This is a genomic window from Duganella aquatilis, from assembly GCF_009674565.1.
GTDB lineage: Bacteria > Pseudomonadota > Gammaproteobacteria > Burkholderiales > Burkholderiaceae_D > Rugamonas > Rugamonas aquatilis.
Genome location: NZ_WKJL01000024.1, coordinates 45417 through 69291 on the forward strand (window position 1 = coordinate 45417; position 23875 = coordinate 69291).

Sequence of the window (23875 nt, forward strand, 5' to 3'; positions counted from 1 at the left end):
GATGCAATTCCTGAAGTTCATCCTGACCGCAGTCACCCTGAGCGCCGTGGCGTTCACCGCTTCCGCATCCCCGGCCAATCCGAAGGACGGCGTCGAATACAAAACCCTGGTTGCGCCGCAGCCCGTCGACAGCGGCAAGAAAGTCGAGATCATCGAATTCTTCGACTACGCCTGCCCGCACTGCGCCGGCTTCGACGCCACGCTCAACGCCTGGGTGAAAAAACAGGGCGACAACATCGCCTTCAAGCGCGTGCACATCGGCCGCCAGGGCGCCGACCTGCCGCAGCAGAAAATGTTCTACACGCTGCAGGCCATGGGTGTGCTGACGCCTGAGCTGCACACTAAAATCTTCAACGAAATCCACGTCAACCACAATCGCATGAACCGCGACGAGCTGGCGTTCGACTTCATCGCCAAACAGGGCATCGACAAGCAGAAATTCATCGACACCTATCGCGGCTTCGGCGTAGCAGCCTACGTGCGCAAGACCGCGTCGATGATGGATGCCTATGGCGTCGAATTCTGGCCGATGCTGGCGGTGGACGGCAAATACATCACGGCGCCGTCGATGGCTGAAGCCAACGCCACCAGCGAAGCGCAGCTGAACGAAGCGGTGACGCAGGTGCTGGACGTGCTGGTCACCAAAGCCAAAGCAGAGAAGAAGTAAGCATGGCGCCTTTGCGCGTCTTCATCACCGGCGCCTCCAGCGGCCTTGGCGCCGCGCTGGCCCGCGAGTATGCGGCGCAAGGCGCCACCCTGGGCCTGCTGGCCCGGCGTGGCGACACCCTCGCCGCGCTGATCGCCACGCTCCCCAACGCCGAACGCCACCGCCACTACGCGGCCGATGTGCGCGACCACGCGGCGATCGCCGCCGCCGCGCAGTCCTTCCTCGCGCATGCCGGCGGCGTTGACGTGGTGATCGCCAACGCCGGCATCTCGGTCGGCACCCTGACCGAGCATGCCGAAGACATTCCCGTATTCGCCGAAGTCATCGCCACCAACGTCGTGGCCACCGCAGCCACCTTTGCGCCCTTCATCGGCGCCATGCGCGCGCAGCGCACGCCGGGCCGGCTGGTGGGCATCGGCAGCGTCGCCGGCATCCGCGGGCTGCCGGGCGCCGAAGCCTACAGCGCCTCCAAGGCCGCCGTCATCAGCTACTGCGAATCGCTGCGGCTGGAGATGAAACCGCACGGCATCCGCGTGGTCACGCTCTGTCCCGGCTACATCGACACGCCGATGACGCAGGTGAATCCGTATCCGATGCCGTTCCTGATGGCGCCCGACAAATTCGCCGCCCGCGCCGCGCAGGTGATCGCCGCCGGCGACAGCTACGCCGTGATCCCGTGGCAAATGGGCGTCGTCGCCAAGGTGCTGCGCCTGCTGCCGAACGCCGTCTACGACTGGGCCTTCAGCAAGGCGCCGCACAAACCACGCAAAGCCGCCAGCCCGGCCGCGCCGCCTCAATGAGCATCGCCATGAACCAAGCCGCCGCGCTGTCCGCGCCCGCCATCGCCGCCCACTGCGCCACCTCCGCCACCCACGTGGCAATCGAGGTGGTTGCCGAAACCGGCTCCACCAACGCCGACCTGCTGGCGCGCATCGACAGCCTACAGGGCCCGGTGTTGCGCATCGCCGAAAACCAGACCGCCGGCCGTGGCCGCGCCGGCCGCTCCTGGCTGTCGCGGCCCGGCGCCGCGCTGATGTTCTCGCTGGCCTGGCGCTTCAAGGGGCCGCTGCACAAGCTATCCGGCCTGCCGATGGCGGTAGGCGTGGCGCTGGCCGAAACCATCGCCGCGCTGGGCGTGCCGGTGCAGATCAAATGGCCGAACGACCTGCTGCGCGACGGCGCCAAGCTGGCTGGCATCCTGGTCGAAACGCAAAAGACCGACGACGCCATCTGGGCCGTCATCGGCTGCGGCATCAACCTGCTGATGCCGGACGAACTGGAAGCGGCCATCGGCCGCGAAGTCGCCAGCGCACCGTGGCTGGCGCAAATGGACCGTAACCAATTGATGGCCGCCCTACTGAGCCGTCTCGCCGCCGTATTGGATGAATTCGACGACACCGGTTTCGCACCTTTCGTCGAACGCTGGAACGCACTGCACGCCTGGCAGGGCAAGGACGTGGTCCTGCTCGACGACGGCGCCGTGGTCCAGCAAGGCCGCGCCGCCGGCGTCGACGCCATCGGCCGCCTGCTGCTCGACACCGGCAACGGCCGCGTGGAAATCCTGTCCGGCGATGTCTCGCTGCGCTTATCCGGAGTACCAACATGATTTTACTGATCGACGCCGGCAACACCCGCGTCAAATGGGCGCTGGTGCAGGCCGACGGCGCACTGGGCGCCTGGATTGCCCACGGCGCCGCCACCCACGCCGACACGCCGCAGCTGGAACTGTCGTGGTGCGAAGCGGCGGCCAGCCATGGCGTGTCGCGCATCGTCATCGCCAACGTCGCCGGCAACGCCCTGCGCGTGCAGCTGGAATACGTGCTGCAACGCTGCCTGCCCGCTATCCAGCCGGAGTGGTTCGCCTCGCTGCCGGCGCTGGCCGGCGTCACCAACGGCTACCGCAATCCGGCGCAGCTGGGCTGCGACCGCTTTGCCGCCGCCATCGCCGGCCACACGCTGGAACCTGGCCTGCCGGTGGTGGTGGTCAACTGCGGCACCGCCACCACCATCGACGCCGTGACGGCGGACGGCGTGTTCCTGGGCGGGATGATCCTGCCGGGACTGGGCCTGATGGCCAGCTCGCTGGCGCGCAACACCGCGCAGTTGCCGCAGATCGCGCAAGACGGTAAGCTGCCGGACGGATTCGCCGACAATACCGACGACGCCATCCTGAGCGGCATCCTGGCCGCGCAGAGCGGCGCCATCGAGCATGCCTGCGCCGCGCACAAGGCCGAGGCGTGCATCATCTCCGGCGGCGCCGCGCCGTTCATTGCGCCGATGCTGAAAGTACCGTACCGTATCGTTGAAAACATTGTGCTGATCGGCCTCCACGCCGCCGTCCGCACCGAATAAGGAACGCTCCGTGCTGAAGTTTATTTTCTGGTCCCTGCTTGCCGTGAATGCCGCGCTGTTCGCGTATGGACGCGGCTATCTGGGCCATTTCAGCGGCAACGAGCACGAACCGGAGCGCCTGCTCAACCAGCTCAACGCCAACAAGCTGGCCATCATCTCGGCCGACCAGGCCAACAAGGCGGCGGCCACCGTCGCCGCCGCAAGCGCCGACGCCAAGCCGGCGCCTGCGCCGGTGCAGGCCTGCCTGGAAATCTCCAGCTTCGTGCTGGCCGACGCGCGCCGCTTCGAAACCCAGCTGGCCGCGCTGGACCTGGGCGACCGCCAGTCGCGCCACAACCTGCCGGGCACCGAGGTATCGAGCTATATCGTTTATATTCCGCCGCAAGGCAGCAAGGAAGCCGCCGACAAGAAGGCCGGCGAACTGCGCGGCCTGGGCGTGACCAACTACTTCATCATGTCCGACAATTCGCCGCTGCGCTGGGGGATTTCGCTGGGCGTGTTCAAGACCGAAGGCGCGGCGCAGAATCAGCTGGCGGCCCTGATGAAGCAGGGCGTGCGCACCGCGCGCGTGGCGCCGCGCATGAGCGGCAGCAAGCTGCTGGCCTTCCAGTTCCGCGATGTGGATGCGGACCTGAAAGCCAGGCTGGAAAAGATCCGCGCCGGCTTCCCGAACACCGAAACCCGCAGCTGCAAATAGCGTTACGAATCAGCGCTGAACGACGATGGGCTTGAGGCCCAGCGACGACGGCAGCCCTTGCGCTGCCTGCTGCGCTTCCTGGCGGGTGGCGAACGGCCCGCCGAACAGGCGGAACACCGCGCCGCCCTGCACCACTTCCAGCGCCTCGAATTTCCCGGACAGCTTGCCGCGTACCGTCTCCGCATTTTCCGCCCGCGAGTAGGCGCCCAGTTGCAGATAGAAGCCGCCGGCGGCAGCTGGCGGGTTCGGCGCCGCGTAGCCGGCCGGCGCGCGGTCGGCCAGCATCAGCGCCTCGATATCCTTGGGCGGCGCGCTGGCCGGCATGCTGGTCGGCGCTGCGGCGCCGGCCGGCGCGGCCGGCGTCAGCACCAGCGGCGTGTCGATCATCTTCGCGGTCACCGTTGGCGTAGGAGCCGGCGCCGGTGCGCCCGGTTGCGACGATGGCAAGCGGTCCTTGGACGGCGGCGTCAGGCGCGGCTTGGCGCCGCCCGACATGCCTTCGCGCGTGGCCAGGATGCGGTCCACCTCTTCCGGCAGGATGCGTTCGATCTTCAGTTCGTGGCTGCCCTTGCCCAGCAGGCCCAGTTTCAGCGCGGCGGTGTACGAGACGTCGATGGCGCGATTCGAATGGAACGGCCCACGGTCGTTGATGCGCACGATGACGGTGGCGCCGCTCACCATATTGGTCAGGCGCGCATATGAAGGAATCGGCAGCGTCGGATGCGCGGCCGTCATCTTGTACATGTCATACAGTTCGCCGGACGAGGTGCGCTGGCCGTGGAACTTCTTGCCATACCAGCTGCCGACGCCGATCTGCGTGTACGGCTGGTCGTCGGTGATCGGCGTATAGGTCTTGCCGAACACCACGTAGGGACGGTTGGAGCGCGGCAGCAGCGGATCGTTGCGCACGTCCGCATCCGGCGTGTCCATCAGATTGGGCGGCGGCGCATCGCCGGGGCCATCGTCCTGGTAGTAGCCGCCGCGCCCCGAGTTCGCCGGCGGCAGCACCGGCAGCGACGGATCGGCCTTGCTGGCGGACGGCGACTTGATCACCGGCCCCGTCGATTGCACGGGACGGGGCGCCGGCTGGGTCGCCACCGGCGCCGTGCCGCAACCGACCAGCGCCAGCGCCGCCGCCATCGCGGTCAGGTGCAGGAGAGGATTACCTTGCAGGCGCATCGCCGGTCTCCACGTCTTCGTTTTCCACTTTGCTCTTGTCCTTCTCCACCGGGCGCTTGCCCAGCAGGTAATAATCCAGCGCCTTGCGCGCAATCGGCGCGGCGGCTTCGCCGCCATGGCCGGCGTTTTCCACCACCATGGCCAGCACGATGCGCGGCTTGTCCACCGGCGCAAACGCGGTGAACAGCGCATTGTCGCGCAGGCGTTCGGCCAGGCGGGCGGCGTTGTACTTCTCGCCTTTTTTAATCGTGATCACCTGCGCGGTGCCGGTCTTGCCGCCCACCGTGTAGCCGGCGTTGGCGAACACGCGGTAGCCGGTGCCACCCGGCTCGCTGGTCACGCCCACCATCGCGTTCTTGATGAAGTCTATGTTCTCCTGCTTGAGCGGGATGCGATAGCTTTGCTGCGCCACCGTCAGCTTGCGCGCGCGGGTGGTGCTGTCTTCGACGATTTTCACCAGGTGCGGCTTCATCACCACGCCGTTGTTTGCCAGATTGGCCACAGCGTGCGCAATCTGCAAAGGCGTGTAGGCATTGAGGCCGGAACCATTGCTGACCGAGATAGTATCACCACCGACCCAGCGTCCCGCCGCACCTTTGAAGCGACGGCTCTTCCACTCCGGCGACGGCAGCACGCCGGTCTTTTCGTTATCCAGGTCGATGCCGGTCTTTTCGCCGAAGCCGAACGGCTGCATGAAGTCGTGAATGGCGTTGATGCCCATGTCGTGACCCAGCTCGTAGTAATAGGTATTGCAGGAGACGATGATGGACTTGCGCATGTCGACCGAGCCATGCCCGCCCGGCACGTCGTCGTTGAAGCGGTGGCCGCCCAGCATGTAGAAGCCGGGATCGTAGGTCACCTGCGCCGGCGTGCGCTTGCCCAGCTCCAGCGCGGCCAGGGCCATGAAGGGCTTGAAGGTGGAACCCGGCGCGTAGGTGCCGGACAGCGGGCGGTTGATCATCGGCTTGTCCGGCGAGTTATTCAGCTCGTCCCAGCTTTGCGTGTCGATGCCGTCGACGAACAGGTTGGGATCGTAGCCGGGCCGCGAGACGTAGGCCAGGATGTCGCCAGTCTCCGGCTCGATCGCCACCAGCGCGCCACGGCGCTCGCCGAAAGCTTCCTCCACGATCTTTTGCAGTTCGATGTCAATCGACAGTATCAGGTTGCTGCCTGCCTTGGCCGGAGTGCTGGATAGCGTGCGCACCGCGCGGCCGCCCGAGGTCTTTTCCACTTCCTCGAAACCGGCCTGGCCGTGCAGCAGTTTCTCGTAGCTTTTCTCCAGGCCTTCCTTGCCGATATGGTCGGTGCCGCGATAGTTGGCGGCGTCGTCGCCGTCGTCCAGCGCATCGGCTTCGGCGCGGCTGACGCGGCCGATGTAGCCGATCACGTGCGACGCCGTTTCGCCCAGCGGATACTGGCGGAACAGGCGCGCCTGCACTTCCACGCCGGGGAAGCGGAAATGCTGGGCGGCGAAGCGCGCCACTTCTTCATCGGTCAGGCGGGTGCGCAGCGGCACGCTCTCGAAGCCCTTGGAGTCTTCCAGCAGCTTCTTGAAGCGGCGGCGGTCCTTCAGATCCACCGTCACCACCTTGGACAGTTCGTCGATGGTTTCATCCAGCGGCGCCTCCAGCCTGGATGGCGTGATCTCCAGCGTGTAGGCCGAGTAATTGCGCGCCAGGACCACGCCGTTGCGGTCCAAAATCAGGCCGCGATTCGGCACGATGGGCACCAGCGAAATGCGGTTCTCTTCCGCCTTCACGGCGAAGTCCTGGTACTTCATGATCTGCAGCCAGACAAAGCGCGCCAGCAGCAGGAAGAAGCACAGGAACACGACGCCGCCCAGCACCGTTACGCGCAGGCGGAACTCGCGCATTTCCACTTCGTTGTCCTTGAATTCGGTCATCCGCGCACCTCCCTGCTGTGACGCTGAATGCTCATCAAGATGCCGCCGCCCAGGCCCAGCGTCATCAAGGCGGTGCCGCCGTAGCTCATGAACGGCAACGGCACGCCCACCACCGGGATGATGCCGCTGACCATGCCCATGTTGACGAAGGCGTAGGTAAAGTAAATCATGGTGATGGCGCCTGCCAGCAGGCGCGAAAACAGCGTCGGCGCGTTGATCGTGATGTTCAGGCCGCGCCAGATCAGCAGCAGATACAGCACCATCAGCACCATAATCCCCAGCAGCCCGAACTCCTCGGAAAACACGGCAAAGATAAAGTCGGTGGTGCGTTCCGGGATGAATTCAAGGTGGGCCTGCGTGCCGTGCGTCCAGCCCTTGCCGGTCACGCCGCCGGAGCCGATCGCGATCATCGACTGGATGATGTGGAAGCCCTTGCCCAGCGGGTCGTGATACGGATCGATCAGCGTCAGCACGCGGTCGCGCTGGTAATCGTGCATGAAGGTCCACAGCACCGGCAGGCTGGCGGCGCCGGCGGCCAGCAGCGCACCGAGCGCCTTCCACGACAGGCCGCCGAGGAAGATCACGCAGGCGCCGGCCGCCGTCACCAGCATCGCCGTGCCGAGGTCCGGCTGGCGCGCGATCAGGCCGGCCGGTATCGCCAGCAGCACCGCCGCGATCAGATAGGAGCGCCAGCTCAGGTGGCCCTGCTCGCGCTGGAAGAACCACGCCAGCATCAGCGGCATGGCGATCTTCATCAATTCGGAAGGCTGGATCTGCGTGCCGACGTACAGCCAGCGGCGCGAACCGCCCTTGATGACGCCGAACAGCGCCACCGCCACCAGCAGCGCCACGCCGACGGCATACGCCGGCACGGCCAGCCGCATCATCATCTGCGGCGTGATGTTCGCCACAAACCACAGCACCAGCACCGCCGCCGCGATATTGCGCAGCTGGTCCCACACCTTGCCGGGAATGGCGAGACCGGCCGAATACAGCGTGACCAGGCCCACCGACAGCAGCGCCGTGATAATCAACGCCAGCGGCAGGTCAAACACCATCACGTGGGGGCGCAGGCGCAGCCACCACGTGGGTCCATCGGCAAGGCCCATCAGGTCTGCACCAGTTTGCGGTGCCGCTGGATACTCATCAGAATGCCGGCGCCCAGGCCCAGCGTCAGCAGCGCGGTGCCGCCGTAGCTCATGAACGGCAGCGGCACGCCCACCACCGGCAGGATGCCGCTGACCATGCCCATGTTGACGAAGGCATAGGTGAAGTAAATCATGGTGACCGCACCGGCCATCAGGCGGGTGAAGAAGTTGGGCGCGTTCCCGGCGATCATCAGGCCACGGCCGATCAGCATCAGGTACAGCACCATCAGGATCAGGTTACCGATCAGGCCAAACTCCTCCGAGTAGACGGCGAAGATAAAGTCGGTGGTGCGCTCGGGGATGAACTCCAGGTGAGCCTGGGTGCCGTGGGTCCAGCCCTTGCCGGTGACGCCGCCCGACCCCACCGCGATGGTGGACTGGATGATGTGGAAGCCTTTGCCCAGCGGGTCGGTGGTCGGATCGATCAGCGTCATCACGCGTTCGCGCTGGTAGTCGTGCAGCACCGACCAGATCACCGGCAGCGCGGCGGCGCCGGCCAGGAAGAGTCCCGCCAGCGCCTTCCACGACAGGCCGGCCAGGAAGATCACGCAGAAGCCGGCAGCCACCACCAGCAGCGCCGTGCCGAGGTCGGGCTGGCGCACGATCAGGCCCACCGGCACCATCAGCAGCAGCGCCGCGATCAGGTAGGAATGCCAGGTCAGGTGGCCGGCGCGGCTCTGGAAGAACCACGCCAGCATCAGCGGCGTGACGATCTTCATCAGCTCGGACGGCTGGATGTCGGTGACGCCGATGTGCAGCCAGCGCCGCGCCCCCAGCTTGATGGTGCCGACCAGCGCCACGCACACCAATAGAAACACGCCGATCGCATACGCCGGCACGGCGATCCGCATCATCATCTGCGGCGTGATGTTCGCCACCAGCCACATGACGAAGAAGAACAGCACGATGTTGCGGAAGTGGTCCTCGATCTTGCCGGGGATGCCGATGCTGGCTGAGTACAGGGTAATCGTGCTGACCGTCAGCAGCATGATGATGATGATGGTCAGCGGGACGTCGAAGACGGTGAAGTATGGCCGCATACGACGCCATAGCGAACGTCTTTCATGGATGCGCATGATGTGGTGGTCCTTATTGTTTCTTCCGTGCCGGCGCGAGCGGCTGCGGCGCCGGTACGGCGGCGGGCGTTGGCGGCGGCGCTGGCGGCGGCGCCGGTTCGCGGCGCGATTCAGCCGCCGCGGCGGCGGCTTCGGCCGCTTCCGGATCTTCGATCGGCACGATTTCCGCCGCGTCTTCCTTCGGCACCTTGGTGGTTTCCTTGTCGGCCGGGCGTTTGCCCAGCAGGTAGAAGTCCAGCGCCTTGCGCGCGATCGGCGCGGCGATCTCCGCGCCCCAGCCGGCGTTTTCCACCACCATGGCGATCACGATCTTCGGCTTGTCGGCCGGCGCAAAGGCGGTGTACAGCGCGTTGTCGCGCAGGCGTTCGGCCAGTGCCGAGGCGTTGTACTTCTCGTTGGCCTTGATGCCCACCACCTGCGCCGTACCGGTCTTGCCGCCCGAGGTGTAGCCGGCGTTGCCGAAGGCGCGGAAGGCGGTGCCGCCCTGTTCACTGTTCACGCCGACCATCGCGCTTTTCACGATGTCGATGTTTTCCTGCTTGAGCGGGATGCGGTAGCTTTCGGTCGGCACGGTGAGCTTGCGCGCACGCGTGCCGCCGTCTTCGACGATCTTCACCAGGTGCGGCTTCATCACCACGCCGTTGTTGGCCAGGTTGGCCATGGCGTGGGCGATCTGCAGCGGCGTGTACGAGTTGTAGCCGGAGCCGTTGGACACCGAGATGGTGTCGCCGCCGACCCACTTGCCCGCATTGCCCTTGAAGCGCTTGCGCTTCCACTCCTTGGACGGCAGCACGCCGGTCTTTTCGTTATCCAGGTCGATGCCGGTTTTCTGGCCGAAGCCGAACGGCTGCATGAACTGGGTGATCGCGTCGATCCCCATGTCGTTGCCGAGCTGGTAGTAGTAGGTGTTGCAGGAGACGATGATCGAGCGGCGCAGATCGACGTTGCCGTGACCGCCCACTTTATCGTCGCGGAATTTGTGGCCGCCCAGGTAGAAGTAGCCCGGATCGGGATAGGCGGTGGCGGGATTGCGCTTGTTCAGTTCCAGCGCGGCCAGCGCCATGAATGGCTTGAAGGTGGAACCCGGCGCGTAGGTGCCGGACAGCGGACGGTTGACCATCGGCCGGTCCAGCGAGGTATTCAGGTCGCTCCAGCTTTGCGCGTCGATGCCGTCGACGAACAGGTTCGGATCGTAGCCGGGACGCGAGACGTAGGCCAGGATGTCACCGGTCTCCGGCTCGATGGCGACAAACGCGCCGCGCCATTCGCCGAAGGCTTCTTCCACCACCTTCTGCAATTCGATGTCGATCGACAGGATCAGGTTATTGCCTGGCGTGGCGGGCGTGCGCGACAGGGTGCGCACGGCGCGGCCGCCGGCCGACACTTCCACTTCCTGGTAACCGGTCTGGCCGTGCAGCTGCTTCTCGTAGCTTTTCTCCAGGCCTTCCTTGCCGATATGGTCGGTACCCTTGTAATTCGGACCGTCGTCGGTGGCTTCGATGGCTTTGACTTCGGACTGGTTGATGCGGCCGATGAAACCGATCACGTGCGACGCCGTTTCGCCCAGCGGATACTGGCGGAACAAACGCGCCTGTACTTCCACGCCGGGAAAGCGGAAACGCTGCGCGGTGAAGCGCGCCACTTCCTCGTCGGTCAGGCGGGTGCGCAGCGGCACGCTTTCGAAATTCTTCGACTCGTCCAGCAGCTTCTTGAAGCGCTTGCGGTCCTTGATGTCGACTTCCACCAGCTTGGACAGCTCGTCGATCGCTTCGTCCAGCGTGGTATTCAGCTTGGACGGCGTGATCTCCAGCGTGAAGGCGGAGTAATTGCGCGCCAGGACCACGCCGTTGCGGTCCAGGATCAGGCCGCGGTTCGGCACGATGGGGACGATGGCGATGCGGTTCTCTTCCGCCTTGACGGCGAAGTCGCTGTACTTCACCACCTGCAGCCACAGGAAACGCAACAGCAGCAGCGCGAAGCAGACGAACACCATCCCGCCCAGCACCGTCAGGCGCAGGCGGAACTGCTGGAGTTCGCGCTGGTTGTCCTTGATTTCAGTCATGCCGGAGCCGCAGCGTCAGATGGGGCGCGTGTGATCGCGGTCGACCGCGCGGCGCTGGGGCGCCAGCAGCATCCAGGTCACCAGCGGCCACAGGACCACGGCGATCACGCTTTCAACGAAGTAGAACCAGCCCGGCGTTTTGCCGGAGACGCAGAAGCGCACCAGCAGCTGCACCGACTGCGCCATGATCAGCAGCGGCAGCACATGGATGGCCTGGGTCCAGATCGGGAACCACAGCACCCGGCGGTGCAGCATGATGGCGAAGTAGGACAGCAGCGTGTAGGCCAGCGCGTTCTCGCCCAGCAGCGTGGAGTCGTGGACGTCCATCAGCAGGCCAAGGAAGAAGGCGGTGCCGATGCCGACCTTGCGCGGCTGGTGCACGCCCCAGAACACCAGCAGCAGCGCCACGAAGTCCGGCACGCCGACGAACTGGCCCCATGGCAGGAGATTCAGCAGGAAGGCGCAGAACAGGCTGAAGGCGATGAACAGCGGGCTGACCGGCAGCAGGATATAGTGCGGACGATTCATCGTGCCGGCTCCTTAGGTTTGGTGGCGGCGGCCGGCGCAGCCGTTGCCGCTGGCGTGGCCGTGGCGCCCGCAGGGGCAGCGGCAGCGTCGGCGACCGGTGCTGGCGTCGCCGGCTTTGGCGCCGGCGGCAGCACCGGAATCAATCCTGGCGCGCCATTGACCGCAGGCGCAGCGCCGGCAGCGGCGCCGGCGACAGGCTGGCCCTCGCCCTCTTTCGGCGCAGGCGCCTCCTTGATCGGCGCCATCTTGTTATTGTGCTTGCGCGGCGCGCGCTGCTCTTCATCCGGCGGACGCGGCGGCATTTCCGGCGTCGACATCAGGATCAGCAACTGCGTATTGTTGGCGATGCCGGCCAGCGGCTGGCAGATCACGCCGCCGAACGAACCGCCGGCGCTGTTCTCCACCTGCGTCACGCGCGCCACCGCCAGCCCGGCCGGATACACGCCGTCCAGGCCCGAGGTGACGACGATATCGCCCACCTGGATATCCGCATTCGGCGCCGTGAAGCGCAATTCCAGGTTGCCCGCCTTGCCGCGACCATAGGCCACGCTGCGCAAGCCATTGCGCAGCAGCTGCACCGGAATCGCCTGCTCCTTGTCGGACAGCAGCGTCACTTCGGACGTAAACGGGAACACGCGCGTGACCTGGCCGACCACGCCCTGGTTATCGATGACCGGCAGGCCAAGCGTCACATCCTGGTGGGTGCCGCGGTCGAGAATGATCTTGCGGCTGTTGGCGTCGCGCGCGTCGTACAGCACTTCGGCCAGCATCGACTTGACCGGCACGCGCTCGCGCGCGTCCATCAGCTTGCGCAGCTGGGCGTTTTCCGCCGACTGGAGCTGCGCCTGCTGCAAGGCCTGCGAGCCGAGGATCTGCTGACGCTTCAACTCGCGCACCTGCTTTTCCAGCGACGACAAGGTAGAGAAATAATCGCCGACGCCGTAGATGGCGTCGCGCGGCAGCAAGGCCACCTTCTGCACCGGCGACAGCACCGCGCCGGCATAGTAACGCACCGTTTCCAGACTGCGCATGTGCGAGTCGACCAGCAGCAGTGCAATCGATATGCACGCGAACACCGTCATCTTGACCCGCGCCGAAGCGCCTTGCTTGAAAAGTGGCGGAGGACTGTATTCCATGACTTCCAATAATCCGGCGCTCGCGCGCCAACGAGACTGTCAACTCACTCTAATGCATCGGGGCCGCTGTTTCGCGGCCCCGTTTTATTCAGATCATTCGTAGGAGAAGATCGAGCCCAGTTGGTCCATGCGTTCCAGCGCCATGCCCGAGCCGCGCACCACGCAGGTCAGCGGATCTTCGGCCACCAGCACCGGCAGACCGGTTTCTTCCATCAGCAGGCGGTCCAGGTCGCGCAGCAGCGCGCCGCCACCGGTCAGCATCATGCCTTTTTCGGCGATGTCGGCGCCCAGTTCCGGCGGCGTCTGTTCCAGCGCGTTCTTGACGGCGGAGACGATGTTGTTCAGCGGGTCGGTCAGCGCTTCCAGGATCTCGTTGGACGAAATCGTGAACGAGCGTGGAATGCCTTCGGACAGGTTGCGGCCCTTGACTTCCATTTCCTTGACTTCGGAGCCAGGGAAGGCCGAACCGATGGCCTTCTTGATCGCCTCGGCGGTCTGCTCGCCGATCAGCATGCCGTAGTTGCGGCGGATGTAGTTGACGATCGCTTCGTCGAACTTGTCGCCGCCCACGCGCACCGAACCTTTGTAGACCATGCCGCCCAGCGAAATGATGCCCACCTCGGTGGTGCCGCCGCCGATGTCGACCACCATCGAGCCGGTGGCGTCCGACACCGGCAGGCCGGCGCCGATGGCCGCTGCCATTGGTTCTTCAATCAGGTACACCTGCGAGGCGCCGGCGCCGAGCGCCGATTCGCGGATCGCGCGGCGTTCCACCTGGGTCGAGCCGCATGGCACGCAGATGATGATGCGTGGCGAAGGACGGAAGAATTTGGAGTCGTGCACCATGCGGATGAACTGTTTCAGCATCTGCTCGGTGACGGTGAAGTCGGCGATCACGCCGTCTTTCATCGGGCGGATCGCCTCGATGTTGCCAGGCACCTTGCCCAGCATTTGCTTTGCTTCTTTACCAACTGCCTGGATCGTTTTCTTGCCATTCGGGCCGCCTTCCTGGCGGATCGCGACGACCGAAGGTTCATCCAGAACGATGCCCTGGCCGCGAACGTAGATCAGAGTATTGGCCGTGCCCAAGTCGATGGCCAGATCAGAGGAAATATACCGACGTAAAAAACCAAACATTAAAGTGTCCTGTGGCGCTACCGATGTGCGCGTAAACCGTTGAGTGAGAAATCCTGTCCGGATGCGGCGGCAGCAATGATTCAGCGCCGACAACGCATCAACCCGCCATTCTACCTTATAATTTGACTGCGATTTATCGAAAATCCACCCAAAAGTGTGACGCCTGAGACCGCTGTTTAAGCGGCATTCACCGGTGAATATCGGTGAATAGGCAGAATTTCAAGTTTTTTATCAATATCACAACCAACCCGTGCCATGTCCCTGACCCTATCCGACGTAACCCGCATTGCCAAACTGGCCCAACTTGAGATGAGCGAACAGCAAAGCGCCACCGCGCTGGAGCAGCTGAACGGCATTTTCGCCCTGGCCGAACAGATGCAGGCGGTTGATACCGAAGGCGTCGCCCCGCTGAGCCATCCGCTGGCGGCGCACATGAATAACATCGCCCTGCGCCTGCGCGACGACGTGGCCAGCGAACCGAATCGCCGCGACGCCTATCAAACGGTAGCGCCCAAGACCCAGGACGGCCTGTACCTGGTGCCGAAAGTGATCGAATAAGCCGCTTTAGCGCCCTGCCTTTTTGCACCGATCACGAATCTGAATTGAAACGCCATGCATACCAAAACCATTAAAGAGCTGTCCGCCCTCCTGCAAAGCAAGACGATTACCGCCACCGAACTGGCCACCCAGTTCCTCGACCGCATCGAGAAAAGCGACCTGAACGCCTTCCTGCACGTGGACCGCGCGCTGACCCTGGCGCAAGCGGCCGAAGCGGACGCCCGCCTCGCCGCCGGCACCGCCACGCCGCTGACCGGCGTGCCGATCGCCCACAAGGACATCTTCGTCACCAAGGACTGGCGCTCGACCGCCGGCTCCAAGATGCTGGCCAACTACGTCAGCCCGTTCGACGCCACCGTGGTGGAGAAGTTCCGCGCGGCCGGCATGGTCACGCTGGGCAAGCTGAATTGCGACGAATTCGCCATGGGTTCGGCCAATGAAAACTCGGCCTTCGGTCCGGTGAAAAATCCGTGGGACAAAAGCGCCGTGCCGGGCGGCTCGTCGGGCGGTTCCGCCGCCGCCGTGGCCGCGCGCCTGGCGCCGGGCGTCACCGGCACCGACACCGGCGGCTCGATCCGCCAGCCGGCCGCCTTCTGCGGCATCACCGGCATCAAGCCGACCTACGGCCGCGTGTCGCGCTACGGCATGATCGCGTTTGCCTCGTCGCTGGACCAGGGCGGCCCGATGGCGCAGACCGCCGAAGACTGCGCGCTGCTGCTCAACGCCATGGCCGGCTTCGACGAACGCGACTCGACCTCGCTGACGCCGGAACTGGGCGGCGTGGACGAAGACTTCACCCGCGAACTGGGCCAGCCGCTGACCGGCCTGCGCATCGGCGTGCCGAAAGAGTACTTCGGCGAAGGCCTGGCAAAAGACGTGGAAGACGCCGTGCGCGCCGCGCTGGCCAAGTACGTGGAGCTGGGCGCGACCCTGGTCGACATCTCGCTGCCGAACACCGCGCTGTCGATCCCGGCCTACTACATGATCGCGCCGGCGGAAGCCTCGTCCAACCTGTCGCGCTTTGACGGCGTGCGCTTCGGCCATCGCGCCGACGGCTACAAGGATCTGCAGGACATGTACCGCAAGACCCGCGCCGAAGGCTTCGGCGCCGAGGTCAAACGCCGCATCATGGTCGGCACCTATGTGCTGTGCCACGGCTACTACGACGCCTACTACCTCAAGGCGCAGAAGATCCGCCGCCTGATCGCGCAGGATTTCGAAAAAGTGCTGAACGGCCCGGACGCCGTCTGCGACGTCATCATGGGGCCGGTGGCGCCAACTGTGGCCTGGGATCTGGGCGACAAATCGGACGATCCGGTGGCCGCCTACCTGGCCGACATCTACACGCTGTCGACCAGCCTGGCCGGTCTGCCTGGCATGTCGATCCCGGTCGGCTTCGGCGCGAAAGATCGCCCGGTCGGCCTGCAGATCATCGGCAAGCACTTTGGTGAAGCCAAGCTGCTGAACGTCGCCCACGCTTACCAGCAGGCGACCGACTGGCACACCCGCGCTCCGGCCGGCATCTAAGAACAACCGTCATTCCCGCGCAGGCGGGAATCCATGCTGAGTATGGGTCCCCGCCTACGCGGGGACGACAAGCTAACTAAGCGAGAATCATATGGAATGGGAAGTCGTCATCGGTATTGAGAACCACGTGCAGCTCACTACCGCATCAAAAATCTTCAGCGGCTCGCCGACCACCTTCGGCGCCGAGCCGAACACGCAAGCCAGCCCGGTGGACCTGGCGCTGCCTGGCGTGCTGCCGGTCATGAACAAGCAGGCGGTCGACCGCGCCATCCGCTTCGGCCTGGCCGTTGGCGCCAAGATCGCGCCGGCGTCGATCTTCGCCCGCAAAAACTACTTCTACCCTGACCTGCCGAAGGGCTACCAGATCAGCCAGTTCGAAGACCCTGTGGTCATCGGCGGCGCGGTCACCTTCGGCTACGAGAAGGATGGCGAATTCGTCACCCGCACCGTCAACCTGACGCGCGCGCACCTGGAAGAAGACGCCGGCAAGTCGCTGCACGAAGACTATGCGGGCATGTCGGGCATCGACCTGAATCGCGCCGGCACGCCCCTGCTGGAAATCGTCTCCGAGCCGGAAATCCGCAGCGCCGCCGAAGCGGTCGCCTACTGCAAGGCGCTGCACTCGCTGGTGATGTGGCTGGGCGTCTGCGACGGCAATATGCAGGAAGGCTCGTTCCGCTGCGACATCAACGTCTCCGTGCGTCCGAAAGGCCAGAAGGAATTCGGCACCCGCTGCGAGATCAAGAACCTGAACTCCTTCCGCTTCATCGAAGAAGCCGTGCACGTGGAAGTGCGCCGCCAGATCGAGCTGATTGAAGACGGCGGCAAAGTGGTGCAGGCGACCCGCCTGTACGATCCGGACCGCAAGGAAACGCGCGAAATGCGCAGCAAGGAAGACGCCCAGGACTACCGCTACTTCCCTGATCCGGACCTGCCGCCGCTGGTCATCTCCAGCGCCTGGATCGATCAGGTGAAAGCGGCGATGCCGGAACTGCCGGCCGCCATGCGCGCGCGCTTCGTCAGCGAATACGCGCTGCCGGACTACGACTCGCTGGTGCTGACGCAATCGAAAGCCATGGCGACCTACTTCGTCGCCGTGGTGGACGCCGCCGGCAAGGAGAACGCCAAGTCCGCCGCCAACTGGCTGATGGGCGACGTCTCGTCGACCCTGAACCGCGAAGGCGTGGACATCGCCGATGCGCCGGTCAAGCCTGCGCAGCTGGCGCTGATGCTGAAGCGGATCGCCGACGGCACCATCAACAACAAGACCGCCAAGGAACTGTTCGGCGACATGTGGGCCGCCAAGTCGGACGACGACAACCTGGTCGACGCGCTGATCGAGTCGAAAGGCCTGAAGCAGATCTCCGACACCGGCGCGCTGGAAGCCATCGTCAACGAGGTCATTGCCAACAACGAGAAATCGGTGGAGCAGTACCGCGCCGGCAAGGAAGCGGCGATCAACTCGCTGATCGGCCAGGCGATGAAAGCCTCGCGCGGCAAAGCCAATCCGGCGCAGCTGACCGAGCTGCTGAAAGCCAAGCTGGCCGGCTAACCGCCGCCGCCCCGGCAACGCCCCGCCAGCGCAAGCTCGCGGGGCGTTTTTACGTCGTCATGCTATGCTGGATCACCATCCACGGACGCCAATCGCCATGACGGTTTTCCGCCTGCTGTTCCGCACTGCGGTGCTGTGCGTCATCCCGCTATCCTCCGCGCGCGCCGACAGCGGCTGGGATGGACTCGGCATGTTTCTCTACTTCGGCGTTATTCCTTTGCTGGCTTTACTGGCGGCCTTCCTGCTCAGCCTTGTCATCTCCAAAGCCCCGTGGCTGCACAAGTTGTGGGCAGCCATCGCGATTGCCGCCAGCCTGCTGCTTCTGATCATCCTGTCAGCCTCGCATACCTTGAATCCACCACCCTTTCTCTTTTGGCTGCTCCCCGCTGCGGCATGGTGGGCAACGGCGCAAGGCTTACTCAGATTTACACGGCGGCGCGATGCGACGCGGCGTTATTGACGCATAATGGAAAACGATTATGCGTACCCTGCTCACACTCCTCCTTATCGCCTGCTCCGCCGCGGCCCTGGCTGATCCGGTCGACGTCGACCAGATCAAGAAAGACCTGGCGAAGATCGACCGCGAGCTGCGCGCCGACACGCCGGCGGTGCCGGACTTCGGCAAGGACAAGCCGTTCGGCCGCGAGATCACCGAAATTGCCGACGCCTATATCGGCACCGGCGACGATTCGCGCGGCGTCTACGAATCGCCGGACGGCACCACCTACTACACCGAAACCATTCGCGGCAAAACCTCCTGCTCGATGACCGGCGCGGTCGGCAACCCCGCCGGCAAAGGCGGTGGCGCTACCAGGATCGAATGCCCAGCGTCGATGGCCAACTTCAAAAAGTATTGATACAGATCAGCCAACCTCCAGCACACGCTTGGTAATCCATCGGGCACAAACCAGAATGAACGCTAGCCCAACAGGAGGCTTTCGTGCTGAGCATTTTCGATCTGGAAGCCATCTCTGCCGCGCGCCTGCAGGACGCCCGCGTGTTGTATGCCGCACGTCGTTTTGACGGGGCATATTATTTGGCGGGCTATTCTGTCGAACTGGCACTGAAGGCCAGAATCTGCAAGACATTGAACTGGGCTGACTTCCCAGTAACCAACAAAGAATTTGAACGTTTTCGCTCATTCAAGGTCCATGATCTTGAGGTGTTGCTGAAATTGAGCGGACTTGAATCAGTCATCAAAGACAAACAACTCGCGGAATGGGGGACTGTCAAGGCCTGGCAGCCCGAAGTACGCTACCGCCGGGTAGGCTTTAGCGATGAGATTGCAACAACCGCCATGCTGGATGCCGTCCTGTCCCTGATGGGAGAACTATGAAAAATTTCATTGAAAAAATGAAGCAGATCGAATTGCAAATCTCAAATGAACACGGGCCATTTGAATTGTTTGCACTGTTTCGTCCAGACACAACGCTCAAGTTGTGGGATGTGCTGGTCTCAGCAAAATGGATGGGGCAGAGCGAGCTGGATTCGATGCGTATCGTCGCAAAGCCAATGAACCGGGCATTTTCCGCTCAGGAAATCGTTCAGTTCTCAGGAATTGTGATTATCCCCGCCGATGACGAAGCATTAAGGAAATTTCAAACTGAAGTGCAGGTCGAGCACGGGCTAAGGGAGTTCCGCAACGTCACCTTCTTCGACGTGCCAATACTGCACGCCTACGTCATCACTTCACACCATACCCAAGCCGGGAATACGTTGGCAGAAAATTAAAGTATACATTTTTGTCTAGAATGGCTATTCTACATCTATCGATCGATGTGGAGACGCCATGAGCATTCCCAAACCTACCGCCGGCGAGCTGGAACTGTTGCAAGCCCTGTGGCCACTCGGCCCGTCCACCGCCAAGCAGGTGCACGAGGCCATGCTGGCCGATAAGCCCGAGCTGGCCTACGGCACCGTGCTGCGCCTGATGCAGATCATGCACACCAAGGGCATCCTGACCCGCGACGAAAGCCAGCGCTCCCACATCTACGCCCCCGCGCAGGCGCAGGACACGCTGCAAAACAGCCTGCTCAAGGACTTGATGCAGAAAGCCTTCGCCGGCTCCGCCAAGGCGCTGGTGCTGGCCGCGCTGCGCACCGGCATCTCCAAAAAAGAACGCGACGAAATCGAAAAACTGCTCAAGGAAGACAAGCAATGAGCGCCTTCATCTTCGCCCTCGGCCTGACGCTGATGCACTTCCTGTGGCAAGGCCTGCTGCTCGGCTGCGCCACCGCCGTGGCACTCACGCTGCTGCGCAACAGCCGCGCCGAATACCGCTACCTGGTCGCCTGCTGCGCGCTGTTGGCCTGCCTCGGCTGGCCAGCGCTGGAACTGTGGCAGCGCCTGAGCGGCGACGCCGCGCCGGCCAGCGCCAGCTTCCACGGACTGCAATGGGCCGCCGCCATCGCCAGCGAGGAAAGCTGGTTCGACCTGCACACTTCGGTGCGCGGCATCGTCAGCCTGTGGGCGCTGTGCGCCACCGTGCTGGCGCTGCGCATGCTGGCCGGCATGCTGTGGATCGACCGCGTCAGCCGCCGGCAGGCCAAGCACCCGCAGCAGCAGCGCTGGGAAGCCGAACTGGCGCGCCTGGCGCAGCGCTTCGGCATCCGCCGCGAGATCGGCCTGCGCGTGGTCGACACGCTGGCCAGCCCGGTCACCGCCGGCTGGTGGCGGCCGGTGGTGCTGGTGCCGGCGGCGCTGATCAGCGGCATGCCGCCCGACCTGCTGCAAGCCTTGCTGGCACACGAAATGGCGCACATCCAGCGCCACGATTACCTGATTAACCTGCTGCAGAACGTGATCGAAACGCTGCTGTTCTACCACCCTGCGGTCTGGTGGATGTCGAACCGCATCCGCGTCGAGCGCGAACTGATCGCAGACGATGTCGCTGCAAGGCAGCTGGGCGAACCGCGGCGCCTGGCCCTTGCGTTATCGGAACTGGAGCGGCTCCGGTTCTCCAATCATCAACTGGCCCAAGCGGCCAATGGAGGAGATTTAGTCATGCGTATTCAACACCTGCTGCGTCCTGCCCCGCAGTCCCTGAACTGGAAAACCGCGATCGCCATGCTCGGCGTGGCCGCAGCCTGCGTATCGGTCTATGCGGAAGCCACGGCCGCCGACAAGAGCGCATCCGCCGACCGGGCCGCAGTGGTCGACTTCAACACCTGTGCCAAGCCGGTCTGGCCGCAAGCCGCGCTGGCGGACAAACGCACCGGTACCGTCCAGCTGAACTTCCTGGTCGGCACCGACGGCAAGACCAAGGAATCCAAGGTCAGCCGCTCCAGCGGCCATGCAGACCTGGACGAAGCAGCCCGCACCGGCATCGAAAAATGCCAGTTCCACCCGGCGATCAAGGCCGGCAAGGCGATTGAAACATGGCAGAAGATGCAGTACGTCTGGACGCTGGAGTAACCCGCCGGCGGATTAGCGGTCGATCCACGCCAGGATGTCGGCAAAGATCTGCTCGCGATTGAGTTCGTTGAAGTTTTCGTGGAAGTTGCGCGGGTGGCGCTGATAGGTCAGCAGCGCCGCCGGCACGGATTTGAGCATGGCTTCGGCGGCGTCGGCATCGGCCAGCTTGTCGTCGCCGGCCACCACCGCGAACAGCGGCTGCGTCCACGATGCCATGCGCGCGGCCAGGCCCTGCTGGGCCGCGGTCAGCGCGTTGCCGAAGCGGACCGTGATTTCGGTGGCGCGGATGCCGTCGCGCTCATCCTCGTAGTGGCGCGCGGTGATGGCGGTGTCGTGCGTCAGCTGGTGGGTGAGCGAGGCCAGCGGCACCTTCATGCGCGGCGCCAGGGCGCCCAGCACGCCGGCCAGCGCCAGCAGCACCGGAGACACCTTGATCGCGTTCACGTAGTACGGCGAGGACAGAATAAAGCCCTTGATGGCGGCATCGCCGGCAAAGTGGCCCAGGCCAAGATGGGTGGCGATCAGCGCGCCCATCGAGTGGCCCATCACGTACACCGGCAAGCCCGGATACTGCTGCTTGACCCAGGCCAGGAACAGCACGCTGTCATCGAGGAAGACGTGGAAACCGGGAATATCGACGCGGCGCGCATCCTGGTGGCCGCACAGGTCGTAGGCCACGGTGGCAATGCCGTGCTGGCGGAACCAGCGCGCCGGCGTGACGTAATCGCCGCCGTGCGCCATGCCGCCGTGTATGGCGAGAATCACCGCGCGCGGCGCAACCGGCTCCCACACGTGGACACGGCGCTGCACGCCCTGCCCCGCGCTGAACTGGGCCAGCCGGTCCTCGGCAAAGCGCATCAGGCGGTGATGCTGAGATTGATGCCCATTTCCACCAGCGTGGTCATGTCGGCCAGCGACAGGTCCAGCGACGGCGTGGCGACGCCCGGTTCGCAAGGGAAGGAGATGCGCAGTTCGGCGTCGACGTCGGAGCGTTCGAAATGGATGCCGCGCGCGCGGCATTCGCTGAGGTAAAAACGGATCTGCTTGAGCAGTTCGTCCGGACTCTTTTCGGTGCCGATGGCAACGTAGAAGCCCGAGTCGATGCGCACCCGGCCGTCAGGCTTGACGTCGCCCTTTTGCCAGTCGCCGTGCGGCTCGCTGGGCAGGCCGTCGCGGACGTCTGCCAAGCCCTCGGGATGGCCGTGCACCTTCAGTGTTGCGATATTCATGGTCTGCCTTATGTGGTCTCCTACCTCAATAAGGTTACACCATAGAAATATCAAAGTCTAGCAAGATAGCTATTTATGCAATGCCGTAGCGGGTGCGATAGCCGGCCACCGCTTCCTTGTATTGCGCAAGCTGCGGATCGGCGGCGGCGCCGTTCAGGTAGCCGAACAAATCGTCCAGATTGCCGATCGAAATCACCGGGATGCCGTACTTCTCGGTCACTTCCTGCACCGCCGACAGCTCGGACAATTGGCCGTCCTTGCCGGCGCGCTCCATGCGGTCCAGCGCGATCAGCACGGCGCACGGCTCGGCGCCGGCGGCGCGGATCATGTCCACCGATTCGCGCACCGAGGTGCCGGCCGAGATCACGTCGTCGATGATGACGACCTTGCCTTGCAGCTTGGCGCCGACGATGGTGCCGCCTTCGCCGTGGTCCTTGGCTTCCTTGCGGTTGAAGGCGAACGAGGTGTTGCGGCCCTTGCCGGCCAGCGCCACGGCGGTGGCCGAGGCCAGCGTGATGCCCTTGTAGGCCGGGCCGAACAGCATGTCGAATTCGACGCCGGAATCGAGCAGCGTCTGCGCGTAGAACTGCGCCAGCTGCGCCAGCGTGGCGCCGTCATGGAACAGGCCGGCGTTGAAGAAGTACGGCGACTGGCGGCCGGCCTTGGTGGTGAATTCGCCGAAGCGCAGCACACCGGTCTGGACCGAAAACGCGATAAATTCCTGACGTAACGAAGTGGTATTGCCCATCATAGTGCCTCATTTCTTTAAAGTGCCGGTATTTTACCGCTACACTAGCGCATTCCGTACTTTCTGCCTCGAATCTTCTATGCCAAAAATCATCTCCGCCAACCTGAACGGCATCCGTTCCGCCTCCAGCAAAGGCTTCTTCACCTGGCTGGCCAAGCAGGACGCCGACTTCGTCTGCGTGCAGGAACTCAAGGCGCAAGCGCCGGACATGACGCCGGAATTCCTCAACCCGGGCGGCTACCACGGCCACTTCCACTACGCCGAGAAAAAGGGCTATTCCGGCACCGGCGTCTACAGCAAGATCGAGCCGGACCGCGTGGTGATCGGCTTTGGCTCGCCCGAGTTCGACGCCGAGGGCCGCTACGTGCGCTGCGACTTCGGCAAGCTGACGGTGATTTCGGTCTACTGCCCGTCCGGCTCGTCGGGCCCGGAGCGCCAGGAAGCCAAGTTCCGCTTCATGGACCTGTTCATGGTGCACCTGCAGCAGCTGCACGCCGAAGGCCGCGAAATCGTCATCTGCGGCGACTGGAACATCGCCCACAAGGAAATCGACCTGAAGAACTGGAAGGGCAACAAGAAGAATTCCGGCTTCCTGCCGGAAGAGCGCGAGTGGATGACCCGCCTGTTCGACGAAGTCGGCTATGTCGACGTCCATCGCGGCCTCGACCCGCGCGAAGAGCAGTACACCTGGTGGAGCAACCGCGGCCAGGCCTACGCCAAGAACGTCGGCTGGCGCATCGATTACCACGTGGCCACCCCGGGCATCGCCGCCAAGGCCACCACGGTGGCTGTCTACAAGGAAGAAAAGTTCTCCGATCACGCCCCGCTGACCATCGAATACGACGCGTTGTAAGCACCCACTCCGGCCATGTTGCGCAGGAACATGGCCGGAGCGTTGTATCGCCGCACAAAGTGTGGCCCATGAAATTTACTAATTAGAAATAACTATGTTTCGTTGTTAT

Annotated in this window: 26 protein-coding genes; 15 read left to right on the forward strand and 11 right to left on the reverse strand. The window is 64.1% G+C overall.

What is annotated here, in order from left to right:
- Window position 1: 1 nt before the first annotated feature.
- From GJ698_RS24480 to GJ698_RS24500, 5 genes are read left to right on the forward strand one after another with little or no spacing between them, the layout of a single operon-like run.
- The gene (locus GJ698_RS24480; RefSeq protein WP_154360482.1) at window positions 2-667 is read left to right on the forward strand and encodes a thiol:disulfide interchange protein DsbA/DsbL; all 666 of its coding nucleotides are present in this window, start codon (window positions 2-4) and stop codon (window positions 665-667) included.
- 2 nt (window positions 668-669) lie between these two features.
- On the forward strand, window positions 670-1467 hold the full coding sequence (locus tag GJ698_RS24485) for an SDR family oxidoreductase (RefSeq protein ID WP_154360483.1): 798 nt from the start codon (window positions 670-672) through the stop codon (window positions 1465-1467).
- An 8-nt stretch (window positions 1468-1475) separates the two neighbouring features.
- The gene (locus GJ698_RS24490) at window positions 1476-2273 is read left to right on the forward strand and encodes a biotin--[acetyl-CoA-carboxylase] ligase (protein WP_154360484.1); all 798 of its coding nucleotides are present in this window, start codon (window positions 1476-1478) and stop codon (window positions 2271-2273) included.
- Window positions 2270-3019 carry a type III pantothenate kinase gene (locus tag GJ698_RS24495; RefSeq protein ID WP_154360485.1) on the forward strand — a complete coding sequence of 250 codons (750 nt, stop codon included), beginning with the start codon at window positions 2270-2272 and terminating at the stop codon, window positions 3017-3019. Before GJ698_RS24490 ends, GJ698_RS24495 begins: the two co-directional genes overlap by 4 nt.
- Window positions 3020-3029: 10 nt before the next feature.
- On the forward strand, window positions 3030-3716 hold the full coding sequence (locus tag GJ698_RS24500) for an SPOR domain-containing protein (RefSeq protein WP_371865431.1): 687 nt from the start codon (window positions 3030-3032) through the stop codon (window positions 3714-3716).
- Between the two features lie 9 nt (window positions 3717-3725).
- Here the strand turns inward: GJ698_RS24500 and GJ698_RS24505 are convergent, their stop codons facing one another.
- From GJ698_RS24505 to GJ698_RS24540, 8 genes are all read right to left on the reverse strand, one after another.
- Window positions 3726-4895, reverse strand: a complete 1170-nt coding sequence (locus GJ698_RS24505) for a septal ring lytic transglycosylase RlpA family protein (protein ID WP_154360486.1) — start codon at window positions 4893-4895, stop codon at window positions 3726-3728.
- Window positions 4879-6798, reverse strand: a complete 1920-nt coding sequence (gene mrdA, locus GJ698_RS24510; RefSeq protein WP_154360487.1) for a penicillin-binding protein 2 — start codon at window positions 6796-6798, stop codon at window positions 4879-4881. The genes GJ698_RS24505 and mrdA (GJ698_RS24510) overlap by 17 nt, the downstream gene beginning before the upstream one ends.
- Window positions 6795-7907, reverse strand: coding sequence for a rod shape-determining protein RodA (gene rodA / locus GJ698_RS24515; protein WP_154360488.1), 1113 nt, complete (start codon window positions 7905-7907; stop codon window positions 6795-6797). Before rodA (GJ698_RS24515) ends, mrdA (GJ698_RS24510) begins: the two co-directional genes overlap by 4 nt.
- A complete protein-coding gene (gene rodA, locus GJ698_RS24520; protein WP_154360489.1) occupies window positions 7907-9022 on the reverse strand; it encodes a rod shape-determining protein RodA in 1116 nt (371 codons plus the stop codon). The genes rodA (GJ698_RS24515) and rodA (GJ698_RS24520) overlap by 1 nt, the downstream gene beginning before the upstream one ends.
- A 13-nt stretch (window positions 9023-9035) precedes the next feature.
- Window positions 9036-11084, reverse strand: a complete 2049-nt coding sequence (mrdA, locus tag GJ698_RS24525; protein WP_154360490.1) for a penicillin-binding protein 2 — start codon at window positions 11082-11084, stop codon at window positions 9036-9038.
- 15 nt (window positions 11085-11099) lie between these two features.
- The gene (gene mreD, locus GJ698_RS24530) at window positions 11100-11612 is read right to left on the reverse strand and encodes a rod shape-determining protein MreD (RefSeq protein ID WP_154360491.1); all 513 of its coding nucleotides are present in this window, start codon (window positions 11610-11612) and stop codon (window positions 11100-11102) included.
- Window positions 11609-12748 (reverse strand): rod shape-determining protein MreC, encoded by a 1140-nt coding sequence (gene mreC, locus GJ698_RS24535; protein ID WP_154360492.1) that lies wholly within the window; start codon window positions 12746-12748, stop codon window positions 11609-11611. The genes mreD and mreC overlap by 4 nt, the downstream gene beginning before the upstream one ends.
- A 93-nt stretch (window positions 12749-12841) precedes the next feature.
- Complete coding sequence (locus GJ698_RS24540) at window positions 12842-13885, reverse strand: rod shape-determining protein (RefSeq protein WP_072789105.1); 1044 nt, start codon at window positions 13883-13885, stop codon at window positions 12842-12844.
- 255 nt (window positions 13886-14140) lie between these two features.
- Between GJ698_RS24540 and gatC the strand changes: the two genes are divergently transcribed.
- The 9 genes from gatC (at window position 14141) to GJ698_RS24585 (ending at window position 20936) form a co-directional block, all read left to right on the forward strand.
- Window positions 14141-14443 carry an Asp-tRNA(Asn)/Glu-tRNA(Gln) amidotransferase subunit GatC gene (gene gatC, locus GJ698_RS24545; protein ID WP_154360493.1) on the forward strand — a complete coding sequence of 101 codons (303 nt, stop codon included), beginning with the start codon at window positions 14141-14143 and terminating at the stop codon, window positions 14441-14443.
- 54 nt (window positions 14444-14497) lie between these two features.
- Window positions 14498-15970 (forward strand): Asp-tRNA(Asn)/Glu-tRNA(Gln) amidotransferase subunit GatA, encoded by a 1473-nt coding sequence (gene gatA, locus GJ698_RS24550; RefSeq protein ID WP_154360494.1) that lies wholly within the window; start codon window positions 14498-14500, stop codon window positions 15968-15970.
- Between the two features lie 91 nt (window positions 15971-16061).
- On the forward strand, window positions 16062-17522 hold the full coding sequence (gene gatB / locus GJ698_RS24555) for an Asp-tRNA(Asn)/Glu-tRNA(Gln) amidotransferase subunit GatB (RefSeq protein WP_154360495.1): 1461 nt from the start codon (window positions 16062-16064) through the stop codon (window positions 17520-17522).
- Between the two features lie 97 nt (window positions 17523-17619).
- A complete protein-coding gene (locus GJ698_RS24560) occupies window positions 17620-17982 on the forward strand; it encodes a hypothetical protein (protein WP_154360496.1) in 363 nt (120 codons plus the stop codon).
- 19 nt (window positions 17983-18001) lie between these two features.
- The gene (locus GJ698_RS24565; protein WP_154360497.1) at window positions 18002-18379 is read left to right on the forward strand and encodes a hypothetical protein; all 378 of its coding nucleotides are present in this window, start codon (window positions 18002-18004) and stop codon (window positions 18377-18379) included.
- Window positions 18380-18462: 83 nt separating this feature from the next.
- The gene (locus GJ698_RS24570; RefSeq protein WP_154360498.1) at window positions 18463-18858 is read left to right on the forward strand and encodes a DNA-binding protein; all 396 of its coding nucleotides are present in this window, start codon (window positions 18463-18465) and stop codon (window positions 18856-18858) included.
- The gene (locus GJ698_RS24575; protein ID WP_154360499.1) at window positions 18855-19253 is read left to right on the forward strand and encodes a hypothetical protein; all 399 of its coding nucleotides are present in this window, start codon (window positions 18855-18857) and stop codon (window positions 19251-19253) included. The genes GJ698_RS24570 and GJ698_RS24575 overlap by 4 nt, the downstream gene beginning before the upstream one ends.
- Before the next feature lie 58 nt (window positions 19254-19311).
- Window positions 19312-19683 (forward strand): BlaI/MecI/CopY family transcriptional regulator, encoded by a 372-nt coding sequence (locus GJ698_RS24580; protein WP_154360500.1) that lies wholly within the window; start codon window positions 19312-19314, stop codon window positions 19681-19683.
- The gene (locus tag GJ698_RS24585; protein WP_154360501.1) at window positions 19680-20936 is read left to right on the forward strand and encodes a M56 family metallopeptidase; all 1257 of its coding nucleotides are present in this window, start codon (window positions 19680-19682) and stop codon (window positions 20934-20936) included. The genes GJ698_RS24580 and GJ698_RS24585 overlap by 4 nt, the downstream gene beginning before the upstream one ends.
- Window positions 20937-20948: 12 nt before the next feature.
- Here GJ698_RS24585 and GJ698_RS24590 read toward each other — a convergent pair whose 3' ends face one another.
- From GJ698_RS24590 to pyrE, 3 genes are all read right to left on the reverse strand, one after another.
- On the reverse strand, window positions 20949-21794 hold the full coding sequence (locus tag GJ698_RS24590; RefSeq protein ID WP_154360502.1) for an alpha/beta fold hydrolase: 846 nt from the start codon (window positions 21792-21794) through the stop codon (window positions 20949-20951).
- Entirely contained in the window at window positions 21794-22165 is a 372-nt protein-coding gene (locus GJ698_RS24595) for a hypothetical protein (RefSeq protein ID WP_154360503.1), read from the reverse strand. Before GJ698_RS24595 ends, GJ698_RS24590 begins: the two co-directional genes overlap by 1 nt.
- A gap of 73 nt (window positions 22166-22238) precedes the next feature.
- Window positions 22239-22916, reverse strand: coding sequence for an orotate phosphoribosyltransferase (gene pyrE, locus GJ698_RS24600; RefSeq protein ID WP_229260153.1), 678 nt, complete (start codon window positions 22914-22916; stop codon window positions 22239-22241).
- Window positions 22917-22992: 76 nt separating this feature from the next.
- On the opposite strand from pyrE, the gene GJ698_RS24605 reads away from it, so the two are divergent.
- Entirely contained in the window at window positions 22993-23766 is a 774-nt protein-coding gene (locus tag GJ698_RS24605) for an exodeoxyribonuclease III (RefSeq protein WP_154360504.1), read from the forward strand.
- Window positions 23767-23875: the final 109 nt, after the last annotated feature.

What these genes read in the sequence shown, in the direction of transcription:
- GJ698_RS24565 (WP_154360497.1), top strand. Translation starts at nt 18,002, where the DNA reads ATGCGTACCCTGCTCACACTCCTCCTTATCGCCTGCTCCGCCGCGGCC.
- rodA (WP_154360489.1), bottom strand. Translation starts at nt 9,022, where the DNA reads ATGCGCATCCATGAAAGACGTTCGCTATGGCGTCGTATGCGGCCATAC.
- GJ698_RS24485 (WP_154360483.1), top strand. Translation starts at nt 670, where the DNA reads ATGGCGCCTTTGCGCGTCTTCATCACCGGCGCCTCCAGCGGCCTTGGC.
- GJ698_RS24505 (WP_154360486.1), bottom strand. Translation starts at nt 4,895, where the DNA reads ATGCGCCTGCAAGGTAATCCTCTCCTGCACCTGACCGCGATGGCGGCG.
- GJ698_RS24605 (WP_154360504.1), top strand. Translation starts at nt 22,993, where the DNA reads ATGCCAAAAATCATCTCCGCCAACCTGAACGGCATCCGTTCCGCCTCC.
- rodA (WP_154360488.1), bottom strand. Translation starts at nt 7,907, where the DNA reads ATGGGCCTTGCCGATGGACCCACGTGGTGGCTGCGCCTGCGCCCCCAC.
- GJ698_RS24590 (WP_154360502.1), bottom strand. Translation starts at nt 21,794, where the DNA reads ATGCGCTTTGCCGAGGACCGGCTGGCCCAGTTCAGCGCGGGGCAGGGC.
- pyrE (WP_229260153.1), bottom strand. Translation starts at nt 22,916, where the DNA reads ATGATGGGCAATACCACTTCGTTACGTCAGGAATTTATCGCGTTTTCG.
- gatA (WP_154360494.1), top strand. Translation starts at nt 14,498, where the DNA reads ATGCATACCAAAACCATTAAAGAGCTGTCCGCCCTCCTGCAAAGCAAG.
- GJ698_RS24560 (WP_154360496.1), top strand. Translation starts at nt 17,620, where the DNA reads ATGACGGTTTTCCGCCTGCTGTTCCGCACTGCGGTGCTGTGCGTCATC.
- GJ698_RS24480 (WP_154360482.1), top strand. Translation starts at nt 2, where the DNA reads ATGCAATTCCTGAAGTTCATCCTGACCGCAGTCACCCTGAGCGCCGTG.
- mreC (WP_154360492.1), bottom strand. Translation starts at nt 12,748, where the DNA reads ATGGAATACAGTCCTCCGCCACTTTTCAAGCAAGGCGCTTCGGCGCGG.
- GJ698_RS24575 (WP_154360499.1), top strand. Translation starts at nt 18,855, where the DNA reads ATGAAAAATTTCATTGAAAAAATGAAGCAGATCGAATTGCAAATCTCA.
- mrdA (WP_154360490.1), bottom strand. Translation starts at nt 11,084, where the DNA reads ATGACTGAAATCAAGGACAACCAGCGCGAACTCCAGCAGTTCCGCCTG.
- GJ698_RS24495 (WP_154360485.1), top strand. Translation starts at nt 2,270, where the DNA reads ATGATTTTACTGATCGACGCCGGCAACACCCGCGTCAAATGGGCGCTG.
- GJ698_RS24490 (WP_154360484.1), top strand. Translation starts at nt 1,476, where the DNA reads ATGAACCAAGCCGCCGCGCTGTCCGCGCCCGCCATCGCCGCCCACTGC.
- mrdA (WP_154360487.1), bottom strand. Translation starts at nt 6,798, where the DNA reads ATGACCGAATTCAAGGACAACGAAGTGGAAATGCGCGAGTTCCGCCTG.
- GJ698_RS24585 (WP_154360501.1), top strand. Translation starts at nt 19,680, where the DNA reads ATGAGCGCCTTCATCTTCGCCCTCGGCCTGACGCTGATGCACTTCCTG.
- GJ698_RS24595 (WP_154360503.1), bottom strand. Translation starts at nt 22,165, where the DNA reads ATGAATATCGCAACACTGAAGGTGCACGGCCATCCCGAGGGCTTGGCA.
- GJ698_RS24540 (WP_072789105.1), bottom strand. Translation starts at nt 13,885, where the DNA reads ATGTTTGGTTTTTTACGTCGGTATATTTCCTCTGATCTGGCCATCGAC.
- gatB (WP_154360495.1), top strand. Translation starts at nt 16,062, where the DNA reads ATGGAATGGGAAGTCGTCATCGGTATTGAGAACCACGTGCAGCTCACT.
- mreD (WP_154360491.1), bottom strand. Translation starts at nt 11,612, where the DNA reads ATGAATCGTCCGCACTATATCCTGCTGCCGGTCAGCCCGCTGTTCATC.
- GJ698_RS24580 (WP_154360500.1), top strand. Translation starts at nt 19,312, where the DNA reads ATGAGCATTCCCAAACCTACCGCCGGCGAGCTGGAACTGTTGCAAGCC.
- gatC (WP_154360493.1), top strand. Translation starts at nt 14,141, where the DNA reads ATGTCCCTGACCCTATCCGACGTAACCCGCATTGCCAAACTGGCCCAA.